Source organism: Enterococcus sp. SB12 (genome assembly GCF_030910025.2).
Taxonomy (GTDB): domain Bacteria; phylum Bacillota; class Bacilli; order Lactobacillales; family Enterococcaceae; genus Enterococcus_B; species Enterococcus_B faecium.
This window is the reverse complement of the sequence record NZ_CP175675.1, coordinates 2,209,183-2,230,191: the sequence shown is the minus strand read 5'-3', so window position 1 is coordinate 2,230,191 and position 21,009 is coordinate 2,209,183. Positions and strand designations below refer to the sequence as shown.

Below are 21,009 nucleotides of genomic sequence, written 5' to 3'. Positions count from 1 at the left end.
AATGAAACCGAAAAAATTACAACTTAAAAATTTTGGTCCTTTTATCAATGAGACCGTAGATTTTTCACGTTTGACAGAAGCACCGCTTTTTTTGATCAGCGGGAAGACAGGAGCTGGCAAAACGACGATTTTTGATGGGATCACCTTCGCACTTTTTGGTGAAACTTCCGGAAGACTTCGCTCTGGAAAAGAGATGCGCTCTTTGTTTGCTACACCAGACGAAGAAACAAGCGTGACTTTTTCTTTTGAACATCAGCAGATGAGCTATGAAATCGAACGAAAACCAGAACAAGTTTTAGCAAAACGAAAAGGAAACGGAACAAAAAAACAGGCAGCCAAAGTAACGTTGACCATTTTTGATGGGAAAGGAAAAGAAATAAAACAAATCACAAAACGTACAGAAGCAGATCAGTTGATCAGAGAACTGATGAATCTCGATGCGAAACAGTTTTCTCAAATCGTTTTACTACCCCAAGGAGAATTCCGTAATTTTTTGGTTTCATCAAGCAGTGATAAAGAGACTGTTTTACGTCATTTATTCGGTACTCAATTTTTCCAACAGTTCAATGAGCGATTAAAAGAAAAAGCAAAACAACAGCAACAAAAATTGGATCATTTAGAGCAAGAGCTGCATCTTCTGCAAAAAAGGTTTGTTTTAGTCAAAGAAGAGGAACCAGCAGCAGGGTTTGAAGCCGTTTTAGCCCAATGGACAAACCATCAGGCAATACTCGAAAAACAAATCACGGAAGAAAAAGAAGCTCTAACGGAACTTCAGGAAAAACAAAAGCAACTAGAAAATTCCTACTATCGTTTTGAAAGCTTGAAAAAAAGTTATGAAGAAAAAACGATATTAATAAACAAGCAAAAGGAATTAGCTGCTCAAAAAGACGAAATAGAGGAAAAGAAACGATGGATTGGGTATTATGAATTTACGCAACGATTAGTCGAACCAATCCAGCGCCTACAAGAAATAAAAGCTGAAAAAATAGAACTGTCACAAAAAAGTAGTGAGCAAACAAAGAAACTAGCGATGACTACGCAGAATTATGAAGAGTGGCAAAAAAATGAAGCAAACCGCGTTCGCCGACAAACAAAAATCAAAGAAGCTGCTCAAAAACTGCAAAACAAACAGATGATGGTGCCAATTGTCGAATCCTTACGTAGTAAAAAACAAGACGCAGAACAATTAACAATTTCATTGGATAAAGAAGAATTGAATGCCGAGAAGCTGTATCAAAATCTCGCTATCTATCAGGAAAGAACTCGAATTCTTCAAGAAAATTTACTGGATCAGGAAAAACTGCAAGAAGATCGTCTTGCTTTTGGACAGTTAAAATATCTAGATGAAAAGCAGCAAGAAATAGAAAAACAAAAAGCAAAAGACACTGGGTCGCTCGCACAGATAAGAGAAGAACTCAAAAAAGCAACTGAAGAAATAACAAAAAATAGTCAGCTATTGAAAGAACAGACAGAACAAGCAGAACAGCTGAAAAGCCAATGGGCAAAGCAGCAAATTGCTCGTCTTCAGCTTTTTTTGCGTCCAGGAGAGCCATGTCTTGTTTGTGGATCAACGGAACACCCCATACAACAATTAAAACACGAACAGCCAAATAAGGAAGATATCTTAAAAGTAGAACAACAACTGGCAGAAGCTGAGTCTGCTGTAGAAAGAACTCAGCAAATCATTGCCAAAAGTGAAGCACATGAAAATAATCTTCAACAACAATTATCAGATTTAGAACAAAAAATCATGGCAACGAATATACAATTGGCTGAACAAGAAGAACACTTGCAACAGGCTTTGAAAAAGGCATTTCCTGAGATAACAGAACAAAAAACAAAAACAGCTCTTGTAGTAATCGAACAATCTTTAGATAGACGAAAAAGCAAGATGGCCAATACAAGAATAGAGCTGAAAGAAATAAGACAACAAGCAGAAAAGCTCGAACAACAATTAGCTGTCTACAAACAGCAGCAGACAGAAAAAAATAATCAGCTCCAGCAACTGCAAGGAGAAATCAAAAGTTTAGAACAACAATTGCAAGATACGGATAGTAACTGTTTAGAAGAGGAGATACGACGACTTGAAAAACAGTTAGAAAAAGACTCGAATCAACTAGCTGTTGAGCAGAAAGCAGGAGTGCAATTGTTGCAAGATCTTCATACGCTTCGGACACAGCTTGATCTTCAACATGAACAAATAGAAAAAATAGATGAAAAAATAGAAAAGGAACAAGAAAGAATAGCTAAAAAGTTAGAAAGCCAGTCGTATTTTTCAACAATTGAAGAAATCTGTGCATTTGCACAACAGCAAGCACAATATAAAGAAAACCAACGTACAGTTACTTCTTATCATGAAGAGCAATTAGTGACAGCTGACCGGCTGCGTCAATTAGAAAATATCCAGCTAACTGAGACATTCCCAGATACAGAAGAGATCAGCCAACAGTTAGAAGAGATAAGACGTATGATCGAAATAAAGCAAGAAAAGATATACGGTTTACAAGAACAAAAAATTAGTAATCAGAAAATCTACGATGAATGTCTTTCGATTTATCACACAAGCCAGACGAAATTAGATGAGCTTACGCAATTACAGCAGCTTTCGCAAACATTCAACGGAGAAAATCCTAAGAAGACTAGTTTGGAACGGTATGTGCTTCAGGTTTATCTTCAAGAAGTGTTACAAGTAGCAAATGATCATCTCCAACATTTAACGAAAAATCGTTATCAATTTGAGCTAGCGGATACCATTGGCAGTTATCGAGGGAAAACCGGATTAGAAATCAATATCTATGATGATCAGGCAGGTATGTCTCGAAGTGCGCATACCCTGTCTGGCGGTGAGAGTTTTATTGCAGCACTTTCTTTAGCATTAGCTCTTGCCGATGTGATCCAGACACAAGCTGGTGGTGTAGCAATCGATGCATTGTTTATTGATGAAGGATTTGGGTCATTAGATGAAGAAGCTTTGGAAATGGCAATGGAAGCTTTAGAAACGATCGAAAGTGAAGGAAGAATGATCGGCATCATTAGTCATGTAAGAGAATTGAAAGAACGAGTATTACAACAAATAAGAATTGATACAGAAGGTAGCGGACAAAGCAAAATACGCTATCAACTTGGATAAAAAGGGAGATTGGTAACTATGAAATGGAGTATTCCAGAAAAAGTCATTGCACGTGGACGTCAATACTTGCAAGAAGGCCGAGTGTTATCGGTTGTCCCTGACCAAGAAGAAAACGTGTGGCATGCAGAAGTCTTGGGCAGTGAATTGTATATGGTTGATTTGGATGGTACAGCAAAAGAGATAGATTACTGCCAATGTCCCTATTGGGAGGAACATAAATATTGTAAGCATACAGTTGCTGTGGAACTTTATTTACGGTCGAAAAATCTATCTCGTATCATGAAAAAAGACCAGCCAATGCTAGAACCGGTAAAAGCAACAAGTGAGGGAGAAATCATTGCAAAAGGTTTTTCTCGTCTAAAAACACAAAACAATCCTCAAGCGGTGCAACCTTTGATTATTGAATACCAAGTAGAAACGATTGAGACTAATCAGTATCACCCAGAGCTTTCTATTTTGGCACTTTACTTGCGTATCGGTTCATTGGCATCACCGAAAAAAACATATATCGTAAAAAACATCTATGATTTTTTACAAGCTTACGCAGAAAAAGAAACTTACACTGTTAATAAACAGTACCAGTTTCGTCTAGATAAACGGGCGTTTCAAAAAGAAGATCAAAAAATACTCACGCATCTTGCAGGAAGTGCTCAGACGCATCAATTATTAGGTACGAACGGCTTACAAGTCAAAGGAAAACTAGATAAAAGATATCTGCTTCTCCCAGTAGAACAAGCCCGCTTCCTGTTAGAGCAGATGAATCAGACTACACGTTTGCATCTGCAGATAAATGAACAAAACGATCAAGGAATACAATTTTCCGATCAAAACAAACCTTTATCATTCAAAGTGGAAAAATTTGGAGAAGATTATTTGCTGCAAGCATTGAATGATTTTGATTTTTTCTTTATGCATTATCAGTGGGGAGTTATCCAAGGGACATTTTATTCTCTGACGAAATATCAACAAACGGTTTATCAAACTTGGAAACAATTGATTCGCCGATTGGAGAAACCAGAAGTAGTGTTCAAGAAAAAAGAATTACCGTCTTTGTTTAAAGAGATTATCCCTCTGCTTTCAGAGATCGGCAACGTAGCTATTGCCCCTGCAGTAGAAGAGGAAGTAGCAGATATCCCCGTCGAATTTATTTTCTTTTTCCGAAAAGCAAAAGGAAAAATCCAAGCTCGAGTCGATTTCGTCTATGGCGAAGTCATCTATTCGACTGACCCGAAGCATGAGGTCTCGACAGAACAGGCTTTTCAGGTGTTACGTGACACAGTAGAAGAGAAACGAGTACTTGATCTATTCAGAATGTATCGCTACCAGAAAAATGAAACTGGTTATGAACGTCCATTGCCAAGCGGGGAAGAACTATATGCCTTTTTCCGCACAGAACTATCTGTCTTCCGTCAGTTTGGTGAAGTCAGACTTGGAAGAAAATTGCGAGAGTTGTATTTAGATGCGCATAAACATCAACCGAAAATCGAAGTAACCGAGACCGGTTCATGGCTCGATATTCGATTCGATGTGACAGGGATAGAGGAGCAAGAAATCGATCATGTCCTGCAAAGCTTGCTGAGAAATGATGCTTTTTATACATTAGAAAATGGTCAGGTTCTTTCTTTTGATTCAGAAGAATTTCAACAAACAAGCCAAGTGTTGCAACAATTACGGGAATCGATACGTACAGAAGAAAGAACGATCCATGTACCTAAAAATCAAGGATTGATCATTCAAAATCAATTGGAAAAAAGCAATGCTACTTTTAGTGAATCGTTCCAAACGATGGTACAAGATCTCATTCATCCAGAAAGATACCAGGCGCAGCTTCCCAAAGGATTGAATGCAACGATGAGAGATTATCAAAAGCAAGGTTTTCGATGGTTGAAGATGTTAGGTCATTATCAGTTTGGCGGTATTTTAGCCGATGAAATGGGACTTGGGAAAACACTACAGACAATTGCCTTTTTACTTTCGGAAAAAGAAGAACGGAAAAGCTTCTCTGCTTTGATCGTAGCGCCTGCGAGCTTAATTTACAACTGGCAGGCAGAGGTGAGAAAATTCGCCCCTTCTTTGAGTATCCAAGTAATCAATGGGAATAAAAAAGAACGTGAAGAATTACTGGCTAAAGACACAGATATCCGAGTGACTTCTTATGCCAGCTTAAGACAAGATCTAGCTAATTATCAGTCGCAAAAAATTGATTATTTGATTCTTGATGAGGCACAAATGGTCAAAAATAGCAGTACGAAAACTGCACAAGCATTGAGAGAATTAGCTGTACCTCAGCGGTTTGCACTGAGTGGGACACCAATCGAGAATAATTTAGAAGAATTGTGGTCATTGTTTGCAACGATTATGCCAGGATTTTTCCCGACTAAAACAAAATTCAGGGAACTTGCCGCAGAAGAAATTGCGCAAATGATTCGACCGTTTATTTTACGGCGAGATAAACAAACTGTGTTGAAAGACTTGCCGGAAAAAACAGAGATGAATCTATATTCTGCACTTACAGAAGAACAAAAAACTGTTTATTTAGCTTACTTGCGTCAAATGCGTGAAGAAATCACATCAATGGATTCTGAAGCATTCAAGAAAAACCGGATCGGGATACTTGCTGGTCTGACAAGACTGCGACAAATTTGCTGCGATCCTCGTCTGTTTATTGAAGATTACCAAGCCGGTTCCGGCAAGCTCGAACAAGTAAAAGATCTACTGGTAGCTGCCAAAGAGAACAAACGAAGAGTTTTGCTGTTTTCTCAATTTACAGGGATGCTGACTATCTTGCAAGAAGAGTTAGCCGAGCTAGGGATCTCGACATTTTATTTAAGAGGCAGTACGAAACCACAAGATCGGTTAAGTATGGTAGACGCATTTAATGCTGGCGAAAAAGATGTTTTTCTGATTTCCTTAAAGGCTGGGGGAACTGGATTGAATCTCACGGGAGCAGATACGGTCATCTTGTATGACCTTTGGTGGAATCCTGCCATTGAAGAACAAGCTGCTGGACGTGCACATCGGATCGGACAAAAAAATGTGGTAGAGGTGTGGCGTATGATCTCTGAAGGAACGATTGAGGAACGCATGGATTCACTCCAGCAAGAAAAACGCGAACTGTTCCAAAAAGTGATCCAAGGTAATGAAGAACAGTTGACGAAACTGACTGAAGAAGACATCCGCATGATTTTAAGTGTAGGAGAAATCGAGGAGTAAGAGACTCGAAAAAGCGTTCAGTAATGGGTAAGAAAGTCTTTCTAAAGAAGCGATTGTTTATTTGATTTAAAAAATAGCAAGGAGGCTGGGATTCCATTTTATCCCAGCTTCCTTGCTATCATTTTTTTATTTCTATTTTTAAAGGTTATACAAAGATTGTCTTCATTGTCTCTAACAGCTGATCAAAAGAAGAAATCTCGATATCGCAAATTGGAGTCTGTTCAATTTTGCGTTCTCGATGGTTGAACCAAAGCGCTTGCCAGTTAGCACTTTTTGCACCTAGAACATCATTGTCGTAATTATCGCCAACGTATAAGGTCTCTTCTGGAAGCATATGAAATTCTTTCTCAGCCAGCTGAAAAATCTCTTTTTCTGGTTTTTGGAAACCTGTTGCTTGAGAAATGAGCATATTGCGGGAAGGAATCCAATTGTTCAATTGAAGTTGCTTCAGTTTTTTTGTCTGATGGTCAGTCGGCCCATTTGTGATAATTCCTAATGGGACATTCTTTTCCTTCAAGAAATCGAGGGTTTTTTTGACCTCCTCATGCAAGCAGATATTATCAAGTTCTTCCTCGTAAATTTTTTGAAATAAGAGGCCATCTTCTTCCGTAATATGAGGGTAGTCTAAATCTTTTAGTGATTGGCTGATCCGATGTGCTCGCATATATTCTAGTGTCCAATCTCCTGCCATTACTTTTGGGAAGTTTTCATCACTATGATGGCGGAACCGGATATATAGTGGATGCATATCTGCATCTGAAACAAGCGGAACGACTCTTTTGACCGCGTTTCGAAATGGCTGCTGCTGATCATACATCGTATCATCAACATCAAACACAACTGATTTAATCAAAATTTTACACGCCTTTCGGTTTTCATTGATTTTTTCACAAATCCTTGACTATTGTAACAGAAAAAATTGTCTAAAAAAGCTGATAAATAAAGGTTTTTCTTACTATATTTCTATTTCCTTGACAGAATAAGGTTTTTATATTTCAGTTTTTTTCACTAAAAATCGTGAAACACGTCAATAAGTTTGATGAACAAATTAATCATTATGGTAGAAGTCGATTGATTTATTTTAATGCAATCTCTGTGGAATTTTCGAAAGATTTATTTTTTTAATACAGTCTCAATATAACTATTCAAACATAAAATAACGTTATTGGATTTATTTGTTTATAGTAAATTTTATTTAGTAATCATTGCTTTAAAATACTACGCTTATATAACAGAGAAAATAAGCGTTATAATAAAGAACAGTATTATTTAAAATGACAGAAAACATTACTATTAAAGAAATAAAAAACATAAAAAATCTTAAGAAATCGGTTTCATTTAGCTTTTGAGATAAAATAATAGTACAGTTTTATGCGCTGTTTCATATGTTTAGAAAATTTGAATTAGATTTGAAAACTCTAATTTTTAAATGATAAAAAAAGCGAGAATGCTGGTTTTACTGTATATTAACCTTAGATAACTTTCATTTTTTTAAAAAAATTATGAAAAAAAGGTAGCTATTTAAAAGTTGATTATGTATAATAGAAACAGATGGGAGATTATTATGATCTTCTGTTACAAAAAAGTGATTCTTATCACGAAAAGGAGTGGTGCACGTTGTTAACATTATATACTTCCCCAAGTTGTACTTCCTGCAGAAAGGCTCGTGCGTGGTTGCAAGAACATCAGATTCCATTTGTTGAACGTAATATTTTTTCAGAACCATTGAACAGTTCTGAATTAAAAGCGATTTTACAAATGACAGAAGACGGAACAGAAGAAATCATCTCGACACGTTCCAAAGTATTCCAAAAACTGAACATGGATTTAGATGATCTGCCGTTACAAGAATTATTGGAACTTGTGCAAAACAATCCTGGATTGCTTCGCCGTCCAATCATGATTGATGATAAACGTCTGCAAGTTGGTTTTAATGAAGATGAAATTCGTCGGTTCCTACCGCGCGATGTACGACAATTAGAATTACGTCAAGCACAATTGATGGCTGGATTATAGAAGGATAATACGAAACTTGGAAAAGACTATTACAAAGATAGTTTTTCCAAGTTTTTTTGTTTTTACAAAAAGTATTCTTGATTAGATGTATAAAAAGGTAGTAGAAGATGATGATTGCACGAAAAATAGAGAGGAAAAATTAGCTGAAAAGTCGGCTATATAGTATTCGTCTGCCAAAAATGTTATAGTTAAATAAGATAGCTTGAAAGGTTGAAAAATCCGCTGGTTTTATTAAATTCACTTAACAGCGAGATTTTTTTTCTTTACATTTAAGCTGATTTCGCTACAATGAATCTATATTAAACATTGTGGCAAAGTGAGGTGTAGCAAAATGGAAATGGAACATATTAATGAAAATACGATCCGTGTACTAATTGGTCATGAAGATTTAGAGGAACGGGGCGTTTCATTTTTGGATTTACTTGGCAATCACAAAGAAATCGAAAATTTCTTTTATAGTATTTTGGAAGAAGTTGATATCGAAGAGGAGTTCCGAGGAAGCGAAGCTGTCACTTTCCAAGTTTTGCCAAAAGGAGACGGATTAGAACTGTTTATCAGTAAAAATCTTCCGGATGAAGAAATTTCTCAATCAGAAGATTCTACTGTTGATTCAGAAGATGTGAGTGACTTTCTTCGTCAGCAGATTATTGGCAGCGATCCGGAGGAAGAATTATCTGGAAGCGCCCTAGAAGAACAGGAAAGACAAGCAACTTTTGCTTTTGAAGATTTTGAACAAGTGATCCAACTTGCAACAGATGTCGAACTAGAGTCTGCTTGGACTGATTTGTATTTATTCGAAGAGCGCTATTACCTAGTCGTTCACTTCTGGATGGAAAATCTCAACCAAGCGGATGTAGAGAATCAGATTGCTCGAATTTTGGAGTTTGCTGAAAAGAGCGATCGTACACCAGAAACATTGAATGAATATGGAAAATGTCTGATGGCGCGTAATGCTATCGAGCGAACGAAATTTTATTTTGTATAAATCAGCATTATAGTAAGAGACTGTGACAAAAATTGTGTCGCAGTCTTTTTTTCGTATAAATAGTGTTCAAAAGCTTGCATCTGCGGTAACAAGCCCAACCAAACGAAAAATATTGGGAACTATTTTTGTTTAGCTGTTCTTATTACTTGATGCAGAATAGCTTTTTCACGCCCTCTTTTTTCGTGTAAATAAATTCTTAGACGTAAATAAGTTCAGAGGGAGAAAAATGCTGCTTGCAATGAATGAATATAATAAGTGCTGTTTTGCTAAACATGCAGAAAAAGGAAAGAAATATTATTGTCGTGGCTGTCGAAAAAGAGTGATTTTGAAAAAGGGAAAGAAAAAATGTGCTCATTTTGCCCATCAAAAATCAGATAACTGTTCGGTCTTTAGTGAAAGAGAATCAAAAGAGCACTTACAGTTAAAGGAATGCTTCATGGATTGGCCGGGACAGTCAGTAGAACCAGCATTTTTGGAAGCCTATTTGCCGAGGTTGCGGCAAAGGCCTGATATTTTGTTGGCGAATCTAGCAATAGAAATCCAATGTTCTAGACTGTCTCACCAGAGATTTATTGAAAGAACCCAAAATTATTTGAATAACAGTTACCAAGTATGGTGGATACTTGGTAATTCTTTTCTTGGACAATCGCAATTCTCATTGATAGAAAAAAGTTGCTGCTACTATAATAGAAAAAGAGGAGTGCATTGCTGGAAAGCTGATCTCAAGAAACAAAAGCTTTATTTGTATCATCATATTACAGAGACTGTATCAGGGCATATTTCCTTTTGCAGTAGCTGCTGGACTTTTTCTAGTAGGGACCTTAAAGAAATATTCACTAGTAACGAAATTAAAATGAACCAAATGAAAAAAATAGAAAAAGTGAGTGAAGATGGGAAGGAATGGCTGACACGCCAACTTATTCACAAGCAAAAGAATACAGTATCCATACAAGAACAATGCTACTTGCGTCATAAACATCTTTTGCATCTATCATCGTGGATCTATCAAAAAAGTCGGTTTTTCTTTTATTTACAAGAACAGGTTTTTCTTTATCGAATGTTGTACGAAGAAGCCTTGGAAAACCAGAAAGTTCCTGATTTCAACTCATGGCTTTGCCAAATAAAAGAACATAAAAGGGAATGGCTTTTTCCTATGATTGATGAAGAGATGGTCTATCAGCAGTTTTTTAACGAATGCATACATTTGTCTTCTTTGAAAAAATAGTAAGTATAAAAATAGGCTAGGAATCGGTTTTCTATGTAAAACAAGATTTAGTTATGCTAAAATTGATGGAAGCAGACACATGAATGAGTAGAAAAGTTAGATGCTGTGACATGTGGATGTTAGACTATGATCTATTTTGATAGATAGAGCTAAGGGAAGAAAAGGAGTGGATTTCATGGAAGTAAAGCAGTTGCCAAAACGAGAAGAATTGCCTGGAAATTTAACTTGGGACTTGACCAAGATCTTTTCAAGCGACCAAGAGTTTGATGAGAAATATTTGGAATTATCAGAAGAGTTAAAACAATCTGAAAAACACAAAGGAACACTTGATCAAGGCGCTTCTCAATTTTTAAATGCGATTGAATTCGTATTGAGGGTTTATCGCCAAACTGAAGTCATTTATGTATATGCGCACCTTAAAAACGATCAAGACACTGGAAATACAGATTACCAAGCGCTTTATGCAAGAGCAAGCAGTCTGTTTTCGAAAGTTAGTGAAGCCGTTTCCTGGTTTGAACCAGAAATATTGCAATTGTCAGATGACCAGATTTGGCAATATTTCAAAGAAGAACCAAAATTGGAAGTCTATCGCCATTATATCCAGCAAATAGTAGATAATCGAGCCCATGTCTTATCTGCTGAGCAGGAATCTCTTCTTGCTGGAGCAAGTGAAATCTTTGATGCTTCAAGTGATACATTTGCTGTTTTGAATAATGCAGATCTAGTTTTTCCAACGATTGAAGGAGAAAATGGTGAAATAGTCCAATTATCTCATGGCGTGTATGGTCAGTTGCTAGAAAGCACGGATCGAAGGGTACGCGAAGCAGCATTTAAGGGATTGTACAGTGTTTACGAACAATTTAGAAATACATTTGCTTCTACTTTAGGCACACATATAAAAGGACATAATTTTAAAGCGAAAGTCCGTAATTACAGCTCTGCCAGAGAAGCGTCTTTGAGCAATAATCATATTCCTGAAAGTGTATACGATACTTTGGTAGACGTGGTAAACAAGCATTTGCCTTTGTTACATCGATACATGGAATTACGGAAACGTTTATTAGAAGTGGAAAAACTGCACATGTATGATCTTTATACACCGGTCTTAGGGGAAGCTCCAATTACCTTTACGTACGAAGAAGCAAAAGAAAAAGCTTTAGAAGCACTGAAACCAATGGGTGAAGAATACATGGCCATCGTAGAAAAAGCATTCTCTGAACGTTGGATCGATGTTGTCGAAAATAAAGGGAAACGAAGCGGTGCTTATTCTTCGGGAAGCTATGACACAAATCCATATATTTTATTGAATTGGCATGATACGCTGGATCAGCTATTTACGCTTGTCCACGAAATGGGACATAGTGTTCATAGTTATTTCACTCGTTCGAACCAGCCTTATGTGTACGGCGACTACTCCATCTTTTTAGCAGAAATTGCTTCGACAACGAATGAAAATATCCTAACGGAGTATTTATTGGAAACAGAAAAAGACCCTCGTGTACGGGCTTATGTACTCAACCATTACTTGGATGGGTTTAAAGGAACAGTTTTCCGCCAGACACAATTCGCTGAATTCGAGCATTTCATGCATACGGAAGATGAAAAAGGTGTGCCATTGACTAGTGAATACCTAAGTGATAGTTATGGTAAATTGAATACAAAATATTATGGTCCAGCAGTCGAAGAAGACCCAGAAATTAAATTCGAATGGTCACGGATACCGCATTTTTATTATAATTACTATGTTTTCCAATACTCGACTGGCTTTTCTGCTGCTTCAGCACTGGCGAAGAAAATACTAAACCAGGAACCAGAGGCACTAGAGAACTACTTGGCTTACCTAAAAGCAGGTAACAGCGATTATCCTGTGGAAGTAATGAAAAAAGCAGGAGTTGATATGACACAGGCTGCATATATCGAAGATGCAATGTCGATGTTTGAACAACGTCTAAATGAATTAGAAGAATTGATCGATCGTTTATAAGGCTTTCTATTTTTGATTTTCTCGAATAGAAACGAAAAAAATACGTCGGCTCTCTTGTAAGGGAGTCGACGTATTTTTTTAATTAGAAAGCAAGTGTAAATGGCTAGTTCTTGAATGGAACTGAGAATCATTTGTATGTAAATGTTCACCATTAAAAACTTGATATGAGTTATCTGTTGTTTTACACAGCTCTGTGATTCTCCAAAGGCTACTTGTACCTTTTAATTCTACTAAAACACCAAAATCACGGTCGCAGGCATAATTGTAAACGACTGCAGAAGGGTGTTTTGTGATGCCCATTTCCCGAGCAATTTTTTGATCAGAAAAGAATACTTCTTTAACGAAGTCAGACTGCCGATCTTCTTTAAACATATTCAAATCGCCGCCGATTTCTTCAAATATGGATTCAGCAAGTTCTTGAGAATATGGTATGTCATTACAGCCGACTGCTTCTTGCAATTTGATCAAAAAACGGCGGCCTTTTTTCTTTCCTTGAAACTGCGCCGCTTTGCAGTCTAATGCTGCAGAATAAGTCATTGAGAATAAGTGATTACGTTCCTCAAGATTGTTCTGAGAAATTCCTTTTTGTTGCATGACATCCCCAATTGTCTGCAAATTGACCAAAGGAAGAAAGCGAAATTGCATCTTTTCTTTTGATGGTGTCCCGTACTCTTCTTCGATAAATTGTAATAACTGTTGTTCCATTTCGAAACAGTATTCCCCTAAAGGATTAACAAATAAATAGATTTCGATCATATGAATCTCCCCCAAAATAGATTCTATACAACTAGTGACTAGATTCTTTCACATCCTATAACTTAACAGAAAAAAGTAAAAAAATGAACTCAAGTGCCTTGTGAAAATGAAAGGTTTCTAATTTTTAGCTTCAAGCATACGTTGGATCTTGTTCTTAGCAGGACGATAAGGTAAAGAAAAACGTTTTAAAAAATTTATAAAAGCAATTTTTCCCACAGATGCATCCCCTACCTCTAGTTCCAGTTCAAAATCGTGTAGATTGTCTCCCCAGCTTTCATCAATAGCTAAAAGTCCTTCTTCAATAGGGAATTCAGCCCGTTTTGTTGTAAGCTTTCCGGTTTGGATTAATGAAGCAGGATCGATATTCAAATCAGAAAGTTTTTGAAAAACTGCGCCTGAACGAGGCAGACGTTTTTCGAAGATAAATGCTTCTGCTTCTTCTGTTATAAAGGTATCCGTTGTTTCGAGACGCCCTTTTTCAGCAGGTGTTTTTAATGTATATTCAGCTTGATGACCAACGAAACGGATCCGTAGGCCACAATTTTGTTTCTTCAGCTGTTCATCAACGGTATCGAAATAAATATTAGTCTGTACACGGAAATCTTTATCTGTTAATTGATAGTGAGCGATGAATATCTCGTACTCTTGCTTTGTCAGCATAGATTTATATTCGATTTCAAGCATTTGTGTCATTTGATCGACTCCTTTTTGTCTATTTTGCCTAATTTTCTTTTTTTGGTCAATGCATAAATCAAGAGTACGAAAAAACTTTGCATATATGGTAGAATAAACAATGAATGTTAATGAAGTAGAGGTATCAGCTATGGAACGAGATTGGGAAGCATTTTTAGCACCATATGAACAAACTGTATCAGAATTGAAAGTGAAACTGCGGGGGATCCGCAAGCAGTTCCGTGAACAAAATCGACATGTCCCGATTGAATTTGTCACTGGGAGAGTCAAGCCAGTCGATAGTATTGTAACAAAATCACAATTACGGCATATTCCAATGGGACGTTTAGAAGAAGAAATGTCTGATATTGCCGGGTTAAGGATCATGTGTCAGTTTGTAGAAGATATCCATCAAGTTGTTGAGATCATCCGTAAAAGAAAAGACATGAAAGTTCTCCAAGAACGAGATTACATCACAAATAAAAAAGCAAGTGGCTACCGTTCTTATCATCTGGTGATCGAGTATCCTGTACAGCTGATCAGCGGTGAGAAGAAAATTTTGGCGGAAATCCAGATTCGGACTCTTGCGATGAATTTCTGGGCAACGATTGAGCATTCGCTGAATTATAAATATCAAGGCGTTTTTCCAGAAGAAATGAGTGAACGACTTCAGCGTGCGGCAGAAGCTGCCTATCAGTTGGATGAAGAGATGTCCAGTATCCGTGAAGAAATCCAAGAAGCACAGCGGTTATTCTCCCATGGAAGAGGAAAATCAGATGATGTCTACTATCGAACGCTTTTGAAGAAAGAAAGCGAAAGAGAGGAGGCAGGGGATGAAAGTAGCGATCGTTCATAATAAAGAAGCAAAGACTATAGAAGTGACAGAATGTTTGAACGCACTTTTAGAACAAGCAGGGATTCAACGAGATGATCATGAGCCAGAATTGGTCATCTCAGTCGGCGGAGACGGCACATTATTGTCGGCGTTCCATCACTACAGTCATTGTCTGAATGATGTGCGTTTCTTGGGCGTGCATACAGGTCATTTAGGGTTTTACACGGATTGGCGGGATTACGAGCTGGAAGAACTAGTAGACAGCTTACGAACGAACCGGGAACAAAGTGTTAGTTATCCCTTGCTGGATGTTCGGATCAGTTATTTGGATGAAACACCGGACCAGCATTTTTTAGCACTGAATGAATCAACGATTAAACGGGCCAATCGTACGATGGTAGCCGATGTATACATCAAAAACGAGCTGTTTGAAAGTTTTAGAGGAGATGGATTGACGATTTCTACGCCTACTGGTTCGACAGCATATAATAAAAGTGTCGGCGGTGCTGTGATCCATCCTAGTATCAATGCCTTTCAGTTGGCAGAGATTGCTTCACTGAATAATCGAGTGTTTCGTACTTTGGGTTCTCCGATCGTGATTGCCCATGATGAATGGCTAGAAATAAAATTGGAAAATACAGAAGATTATCTTGTAACGGTTGATCAATTGAATGTCGCAAAAGCAAATATCCGCTCAATTTATTATCGAATAGCAGAAGAACGGATCCATTTTGCTTCTTATCGACATATGCATTTTTGGCATCGTGTGAAAGATGCCTTTATTAGTGAGGATTGATATGCAGTTTACATGGGATTATGAGAAAGATCATTCTCAGCAAGTAAAATATTTTTTAAAAGAAAAAGGGATCTCAAAGGGTCTGTTAGCGAAAATAAAATTTCAAGGCGGTCAAATCAAAGTTAATGATCAAGTAGAAAATGTCTTGTTTTCTCTAGCTAAGGATGATAAGGTAACCATTGTGATTCCTGCTGAAGGAGAACATGAAACCGTACTTTTGGATGAAACACCGACCGATATCGTGTATGAAGATGAACACGTTCTGGTAGTAAATAAACCAGCAGGCGTTTCGTCTATTCCTGCCCAATACCATCCAAATGGGACAATGGCTAATCGTGTAAAGGCTTATTATAAAAAACAAGGTTACGAAAACCAAGTAATCCATGTGGTGACGCGACTAGATCGGGATACATCTGGTTTGATGCTTTTTGCAAAGCATGGATTTGCGCACGCAAAATTAGATATGCAACTTCGTGAAAAGAAGTTTGTGAAAAAATATCAGGCCTTAGTCAGTGGAAGGCTTTCAGATTTATCGGCACATGGACATATCGATTTGCCGATCGCCCGAGATTATTCTTCGCTATTGAAGCGAATGGTCTCTGATGAAGGACGTTCGGCACAGACTGAGTACTGGATAGAGAAGCGACTAACAGAAATCGCGTTAGTTGATATCCAGCTGCATACAGGAAGGACACATCAAATAAGAGTTCATTTTTCCGCAATTGGCTGTGCCCTGCTCGGTGATGATATGTATGGCGGGCGAATGGATCTGGGAATAAAAAGACAAGCCCTTCATTGTTATGATCTGCGTTTTTACCATCCATTTACAGAAGAGTTGCTGGAGTTCAAGCAGCCTTTAGCCGCAGACATGGAGGCAGTTGTGAGACGGTTTGAAGAATAAGGCGAGGTGAGATTGGTTTGGATGAAAATCAAGAATTAGAGGAAAGATTTGCCCAGTTGACTCAAGATTTAAGGGAAAATAATATTCAGGCATTCAGAAACAGTTTTTTAGAGATGCATATCTATGAGCAGGGGCAATTCTACCAATCTCTTACAGAAGAGAACAGGCAGCTGATCTATTCCTATCTGTCGCCTAAAGAATTAGCGGATATGTTCGATGTGATTGAAGAAGACAACGAACATATGAAAGAATACCTAGATGAAATGCGTCCTAGCTATGCAGCTGATATGCTTTCTGAGATGTATACAGATAATGCTGTTGACTTGCTTAATACGCTGGATAAAAAGCAAATTGCTAAATATTTAAGTTTGATGTCGGCAGACGATGCCAGTGAAATCAAGGAACTTCTCCATTACGAGGATGAAACGGCTGGCGCGATCATGACAACTGAATTTGTTTCGATCGTAGCCAATCAAACTGTTCGCTCTGCGATGTACGTGCTGAAGAACGAAGCAGATGTAGCTGAAACAATCTATTACATCTATGTCGTTAATCAAGAAGGTCAGCTAGTAGGGGTTATTTCTCTGCGCGACCTAATCGTGAATGATGACGACGCAATGATTTCTGATCTGATGAGCGAACGAGTGCTTTCAGTTCATGTAGGCGACGACCAAGAAGATGTGGCACAAACATTTAGAGATTATGACTTCTTAGCTCTTCCTGTTACCGATTATGATGATCATTTGTTAGGAATCGTCACAGTCGATGATATCATCGACGTTATTGATGATGAAGCTGCTAGCGATTATTCAGGACTTGCCGGGGTCAATGTGGAAGAAATTAATGAAAATCCAGTAAAGGCAGCGTCTCGACGTTTGCCTTGGCTGATCACTCTGTTGTTTTTAGGTATGTCGACCGCTTCTTTAATCAGTCACTATGAAGACTTGGTAAGTGAAGCGAGTATTTTAGCAGTCTTCATTTCGCTGATTACAGGAACTGCCGGTAATGCTGGAACCCAGTCGTTAGCTGTGGCTGTTCGTCGACTTGCGATTTCTGATGAGAAAGATCATGGATTTGTTCGACTTGTTTTGGCTGAAGTCTTGACCGGCGTTGTCACAGGAGCTGTTACGGGGATCACGATTTTTCTAATCGTAGGTTTTTGGAAACATAATTTTATCTTGGGGTTTGTCATAGGGATGGCTATGCTATTTGCAATCACAGTGGCGAATCTTGCAGGTAGTTTAATCCCGATGCTAATGGATCGCCTAGGATTTGATCCAGCAGTAGCAAGCGGTCCCTTTATCACGACTTTGAGCGATTTGACGAGTGTACTGATTTATTTCAATATTGCTTCTTTATTTATGGGCTATTTTATGTAAAAAAACAAAAACATTTGCAATAAGCATTATGCCTGTTGCAAATGTTTTTTTGTTTATAAGATTATAACTGAAGATCCACGATTTTGGTTCCGTGTACTTCGCTTACGTTCAATTCTTTAGCTACATGTGCTGCATTCTCTGCAGTTACACCACCACCAGGCAAAATGATTAAGCGGCCATCTGTATAGGCAATCAATTCTTTAAGCCGTGGGAAATTTTCTACAATAGTTTTGTCAGCAGGACCGCCATGAGTCAAGATACGGTCAATACCATGTTCTACCAGCCAATCGATTGCTTCGAATTGCCGATCTTCAGGAATACTGTCAAAAGCCATATGGAAGGTGATCTGCAACCCTTCTGCTGTTTCGATCAATAGTTCTAAGGCCTCTTCGTCTAGCCAGCCTGAAGGAGTAAGACAACCAAATACTACGCCATCCGTCCCTAATTTCTTTGCTTCAATCAAATCAGTATGCATGATTTTCAATTCGATATCGTTATAGACGAAGTCGCCCCCTCTAGGACGGATAATCGTCATTACGGGGATATCTTTTTCCCCAGCATAACTTAACGTTTCTTCGATCACACCAGTACTCGGGGTTGTGCCACCGACCGCTAAGTTGTCACACAATTCGATCCGATCGGCTCCTCTAGCAATTGCTAGAGGAATAGATGTGTAGTTTTCAGCGCAAAATTCTTTGATCATCTAATCTTCTCCTTTATCTTTCACTTTCTTCTAGGCATTGTATCATATTTTTAGCAGTTGCCAAAGTGAGCATCTAACGGTAAGATAAAACAGAAATGAGGGGGAACTATGTTAAAAAAAATTGACCGAGGACGCCAGTTTTTGGCAGAAAATCATCAGCTGTTCCGCTGTCCGGTTTGCCAAGAAGAAGTAAAAAAGTCTGATAATGGCTTGATATGCAAAAATAATCACCGTTTTGACCTTTCCAAAAAAGGAACACTTTATTTTTTATCCCATGCGGTTAAAACAGAATACGATCAAGGAATGTTCGTTCCAAGGCGTAGAATGATCCAATCAGGCATGTATCAGCCCGTTATTGAGACTATTGCGCAGCATCTACCTGAAGAAGTCTCGCTATTAGATGTTGGCTGCGGAGAAGGTAGCTTCTTGAATGAACTTTCAAAATTGAAAAAGATTCAAAATGCTGTTGGATTTGATATTTCAAAAGAAGGAGTCTACGCAGCTACAGAACAATCTGCCGAAGCATTTTGGTGTGTAGCTGATTTGACCAATTTGCCGTTTGCTGATCAAACATTCAACGCGGTTTTAAATATCTTTTCGCCTTCTCATTACCAAGAATTCCAACGTGTACTCTCAGAAGATGGAGAAGTGTTGAAGGTGGTGCCACAAGAAAATTATTTAAAGGAACTACGTCAGGCTTTTTATCCGAATCAACCTGAAAAACAGAGTTATTCCAATGAACGTGTAGTAGCCAAGTTTGCTGAAGCAATGAAATTAACTGAACGTCAGCGTGTAACCTATGAATTTGAGATACCAGAGGAAAATCAAAAAGATCTTTTGGCCATGTCACCTTTAGAGTGGCAGGTAGAAGAGCGAATCAAAGCAGACTTATATAAGAATCCTTTGAAGAAGATTACAATTGACATAGAATTATTAAAAGGAACTAAGAGAAAACGTTTTTCTAGCAGTTTTTAATGAGTAGAGGTTGCAAAAAAAAGTTGAGGGTGTTATATTAGCAACAAGTTGTTTTTTCATTGGTTTTTATCAGGTTCCTGTTCTGATAAAAGTTAGTGAGAAGAGCTTCACTAACGTAACGACTCGCAGTGACTGACACCGAGTTGATACGTTTTTTTTTATGCAAAAATCAAATTGTCAGAAAATAGAAACGAACATAAATATGAGAGGAATGATCCTGATGAATCATATCGTTTTATTTGAACCATTAATCCCTGCAAACACTGGAAATATTGCCCGTACGTGTGCAGCCACGAATACTCCGCTTCATTTAATCGAGCCACTAGGTTTTTCAACTGATGACAAACATCTAAAACGGGCAGGGTTGGATTATTGGAATGATGTAAATATTACTTACCACAGTAATTTAGAAGCTTTTTTAACATTTTTAGGTAATCGTAAACTACATTTGATCTCAAAATTTGCCCATAAAGTATATAGTGACGAAAATTTTGCTGATGGAGAAGAGCACTTCTTTTTATTTGGAAAAGAAACAACCGGTTTGCCAGAAACATTTATGCGTGAAAACGAAGAAAAGTGTTTACGCATCCCTATGAATGATGAGCATGTCCGCTCATTGAATTTATCGAATACAGCTGCAATGATAGTGTATGAAGCACTTCGCCAGCAAGGATTCCCTAATTTAGAATTGACGCATCACTATGAAAATGACAAGCTGGATTAGACAGTTTATTATAGAGTAAAATAAAAGAAAGACAGGAGTTTGCTGCGTATGGAACTATATTTTACCCGACATGGGAAGACACAATGGAATCAGGAAAGACGTTTTCAAGGGAGCAATGGCGATTCTCCGCTTTTGCCACAAAGTTACGAAGAAATCAAAGCATTTGGGAAAAAGGTAAAATATGTTCCTTTTAAAGCAATTTATTCCAGTACAGCAAAGCGAGCACGTGATACAGCAGAAGGTATCAACAAAGAGCTTGCTCGTCCGGTAGAGATTTTTTATACAGATAAGCTAAGAGAACTAGGGCTGGGTACTTTAGAAGGTCAGTCGATCGATGAAATGTACCAGAAATATCCGGATAATCTGCCGAATTTGCGTAATCATTTAGATCTGTATGATCCTTCTCCTTTTCACGGAGAAACGATTGAATCGGCAATCACACGTATCGAAACTGTTGTAGCAGATGTGGTTGCCCAACATAAAGATGGCCCACTTTTATTCGTAGGACATGGAGCTTCTTTAACTGCAGCCATTCAATGGATGACAGGAAAAGAGCTAAGTGAGTTGCGTGAAATGGGTGGATTGTTCAATAGTAGTTTGACGATTTTAGAGACTGAAGAGCCTTGCAGATTATTGCCATATGAACTGAAAGTATGGAACCAAACAGATTTTTTAGGAACTGAAACAGCACCAGAACCTTTACTATAGAAGAAGG

At 37.9% G+C, this 21,009-nt stretch carries 17 protein-coding genes; 13 read left to right on the top strand and 4 right to left on the bottom strand.

Annotated elements, in window-relative coordinates; genetic code table 11:
* Nucleotide 1 precedes the first annotated feature (1 nt).
* Nucleotides 2-3,130: an AAA family ATPase gene (locus RBL01_RS11120; protein ID WP_002318537.1), complete on the top strand. Its 3,129-nt coding sequence runs from the start codon at nt 2-4 to the stop codon at nt 3,128-3,130.
* Nucleotides 3,131-3,148: 18 nt separating this feature from the next.
* Entirely contained in the window at nt 3,149-6,343 is a 3,195-nt protein-coding gene (locus RBL01_RS11115; protein ID WP_307780907.1) for a DEAD/DEAH box helicase, read from the top strand.
* 145 nt (nt 6,344-6,488) lie between these two features.
* Here RBL01_RS11115 and RBL01_RS11110 read toward each other — a convergent pair whose 3' ends face one another.
* Nucleotides 6,489-7,196 carry an HAD family hydrolase gene (locus tag RBL01_RS11110; protein ID WP_002294563.1) on the bottom strand — a complete coding sequence of 236 codons (708 nt, stop codon included), beginning with the start codon at nt 7,194-7,196 and terminating at the stop codon, nt 6,489-6,491.
* Between the two features lie 764 nt (nt 7,197-7,960).
* On the opposite strand from RBL01_RS11110, the gene spxA reads away from it, so the two are divergent.
* From spxA to pepF, 4 genes are all read left to right on the top strand, one after another.
* A complete protein-coding gene (gene spxA, locus RBL01_RS11105; protein WP_002296384.1) occupies nt 7,961-8,359 on the top strand; it encodes a transcriptional regulator SpxA in 399 nt (132 codons plus the stop codon).
* Between the two features lie 331 nt (nt 8,360-8,690).
* Complete coding sequence (locus RBL01_RS11100) at nt 8,691-9,344, top strand: adaptor protein MecA (protein ID WP_002299370.1); 654 nt, start codon at nt 8,691-8,693, stop codon at nt 9,342-9,344.
* Nucleotides 9,345-9,570: 226 nt separating this feature from the next.
* Nucleotides 9,571-10,569, top strand: coding sequence for a competence protein CoiA (locus RBL01_RS11095; protein ID WP_038809307.1), 999 nt, complete (start codon nt 9,571-9,573; stop codon nt 10,567-10,569).
* Between the two features lie 175 nt (nt 10,570-10,744).
* The gene (pepF, locus tag RBL01_RS11090; RefSeq protein WP_307780908.1) at nt 10,745-12,553 is read left to right on the top strand and encodes an oligoendopeptidase F; all 1,809 of its coding nucleotides are present in this window, start codon (nt 10,745-10,747) and stop codon (nt 12,551-12,553) included.
* Nucleotides 12,554-12,631: 78 nt separating this feature from the next.
* Here the strand turns inward: pepF and RBL01_RS11085 are convergent, their stop codons facing one another.
* Both RBL01_RS11085 and RBL01_RS11080 read right to left on the bottom strand, forming a co-directional pair.
* Nucleotides 12,632-13,309, bottom strand: coding sequence for a ClpXP adapter SpxH family protein (locus RBL01_RS11085; protein ID WP_002318542.1), 678 nt, complete (start codon nt 13,307-13,309; stop codon nt 12,632-12,634).
* Between the two features lie 117 nt (nt 13,310-13,426).
* On the bottom strand, nt 13,427-14,002 hold the full coding sequence (locus RBL01_RS11080) for a CYTH domain-containing protein (protein ID WP_002289849.1): 576 nt from the start codon (nt 14,000-14,002) through the stop codon (nt 13,427-13,429).
* 130 nt (nt 14,003-14,132) lie between these two features.
* On the opposite strand from RBL01_RS11080, the gene RBL01_RS11075 reads away from it, so the two are divergent.
* The 4 genes from RBL01_RS11075 to mgtE are packed head-to-tail and all read left to right on the top strand — an operon-like array spanning nt 14,133 to nt 17,892.
* Nucleotides 14,133-14,837, top strand: coding sequence for a GTP pyrophosphokinase family protein (locus RBL01_RS11075; protein WP_002289848.1), 705 nt, complete (start codon nt 14,133-14,135; stop codon nt 14,835-14,837).
* Complete coding sequence (locus RBL01_RS11070) at nt 14,815-15,612, top strand: NAD kinase (RefSeq protein WP_002318543.1); 798 nt, start codon at nt 14,815-14,817, stop codon at nt 15,610-15,612. Before RBL01_RS11075 ends, RBL01_RS11070 begins: the two co-directional genes overlap by 23 nt.
* Before the next feature lies 1 nt (nt 15,613).
* Nucleotides 15,614-16,513 carry an RluA family pseudouridine synthase gene (locus RBL01_RS11065; protein ID WP_307780909.1) on the top strand — a complete coding sequence of 300 codons (900 nt, stop codon included), beginning with the start codon at nt 15,614-15,616 and terminating at the stop codon, nt 16,511-16,513.
* 17 nt (nt 16,514-16,530) lie between these two features.
* Nucleotides 16,531-17,892 (top strand): magnesium transporter, encoded by a 1,362-nt coding sequence (mgtE, locus tag RBL01_RS11060; RefSeq protein ID WP_002294561.1) that lies wholly within the window; start codon nt 16,531-16,533, stop codon nt 17,890-17,892.
* A gap of 61 nt (nt 17,893-17,953) precedes the next feature.
* Here mgtE and RBL01_RS11055 read toward each other — a convergent pair whose 3' ends face one another.
* Nucleotides 17,954-18,595: a copper homeostasis protein CutC gene (locus tag RBL01_RS11055; protein WP_002375871.1), complete on the bottom strand. Its 642-nt coding sequence runs from the start codon at nt 18,593-18,595 to the stop codon at nt 17,954-17,956.
* Nucleotides 18,596-18,703: 108 nt separating this feature from the next.
* On the opposite strand from RBL01_RS11055, the gene RBL01_RS11050 reads away from it, so the two are divergent.
* The 3 genes from RBL01_RS11050 to RBL01_RS11040 all read left to right on the top strand — a co-directional run bounded on the left by RBL01_RS11050 (nt 18,704) and on the right by RBL01_RS11040 (nt 21,002).
* On the top strand, nt 18,704-19,570 hold the full coding sequence (locus RBL01_RS11050; RefSeq protein WP_002294559.1) for a methyltransferase domain-containing protein: 867 nt from the start codon (nt 18,704-18,706) through the stop codon (nt 19,568-19,570).
* 220 nt (nt 19,571-19,790) lie between these two features.
* Complete coding sequence (gene trmL / locus RBL01_RS11045) at nt 19,791-20,294, top strand: tRNA (uridine(34)/cytosine(34)/5-carboxymethylaminomethyluridine(34)-2'-O)-methyltransferase TrmL (protein ID WP_002289592.1); 504 nt, start codon at nt 19,791-19,793, stop codon at nt 20,292-20,294.
* Between the two features lie 48 nt (nt 20,295-20,342).
* Nucleotides 20,343-21,002: a histidine phosphatase family protein gene (locus RBL01_RS11040; RefSeq protein WP_002318545.1), complete on the top strand. Its 660-nt coding sequence runs from the start codon at nt 20,343-20,345 to the stop codon at nt 21,000-21,002.
* The last annotated feature ends 7 nt before the right edge of the window (nt 21,003-21,009 follow it).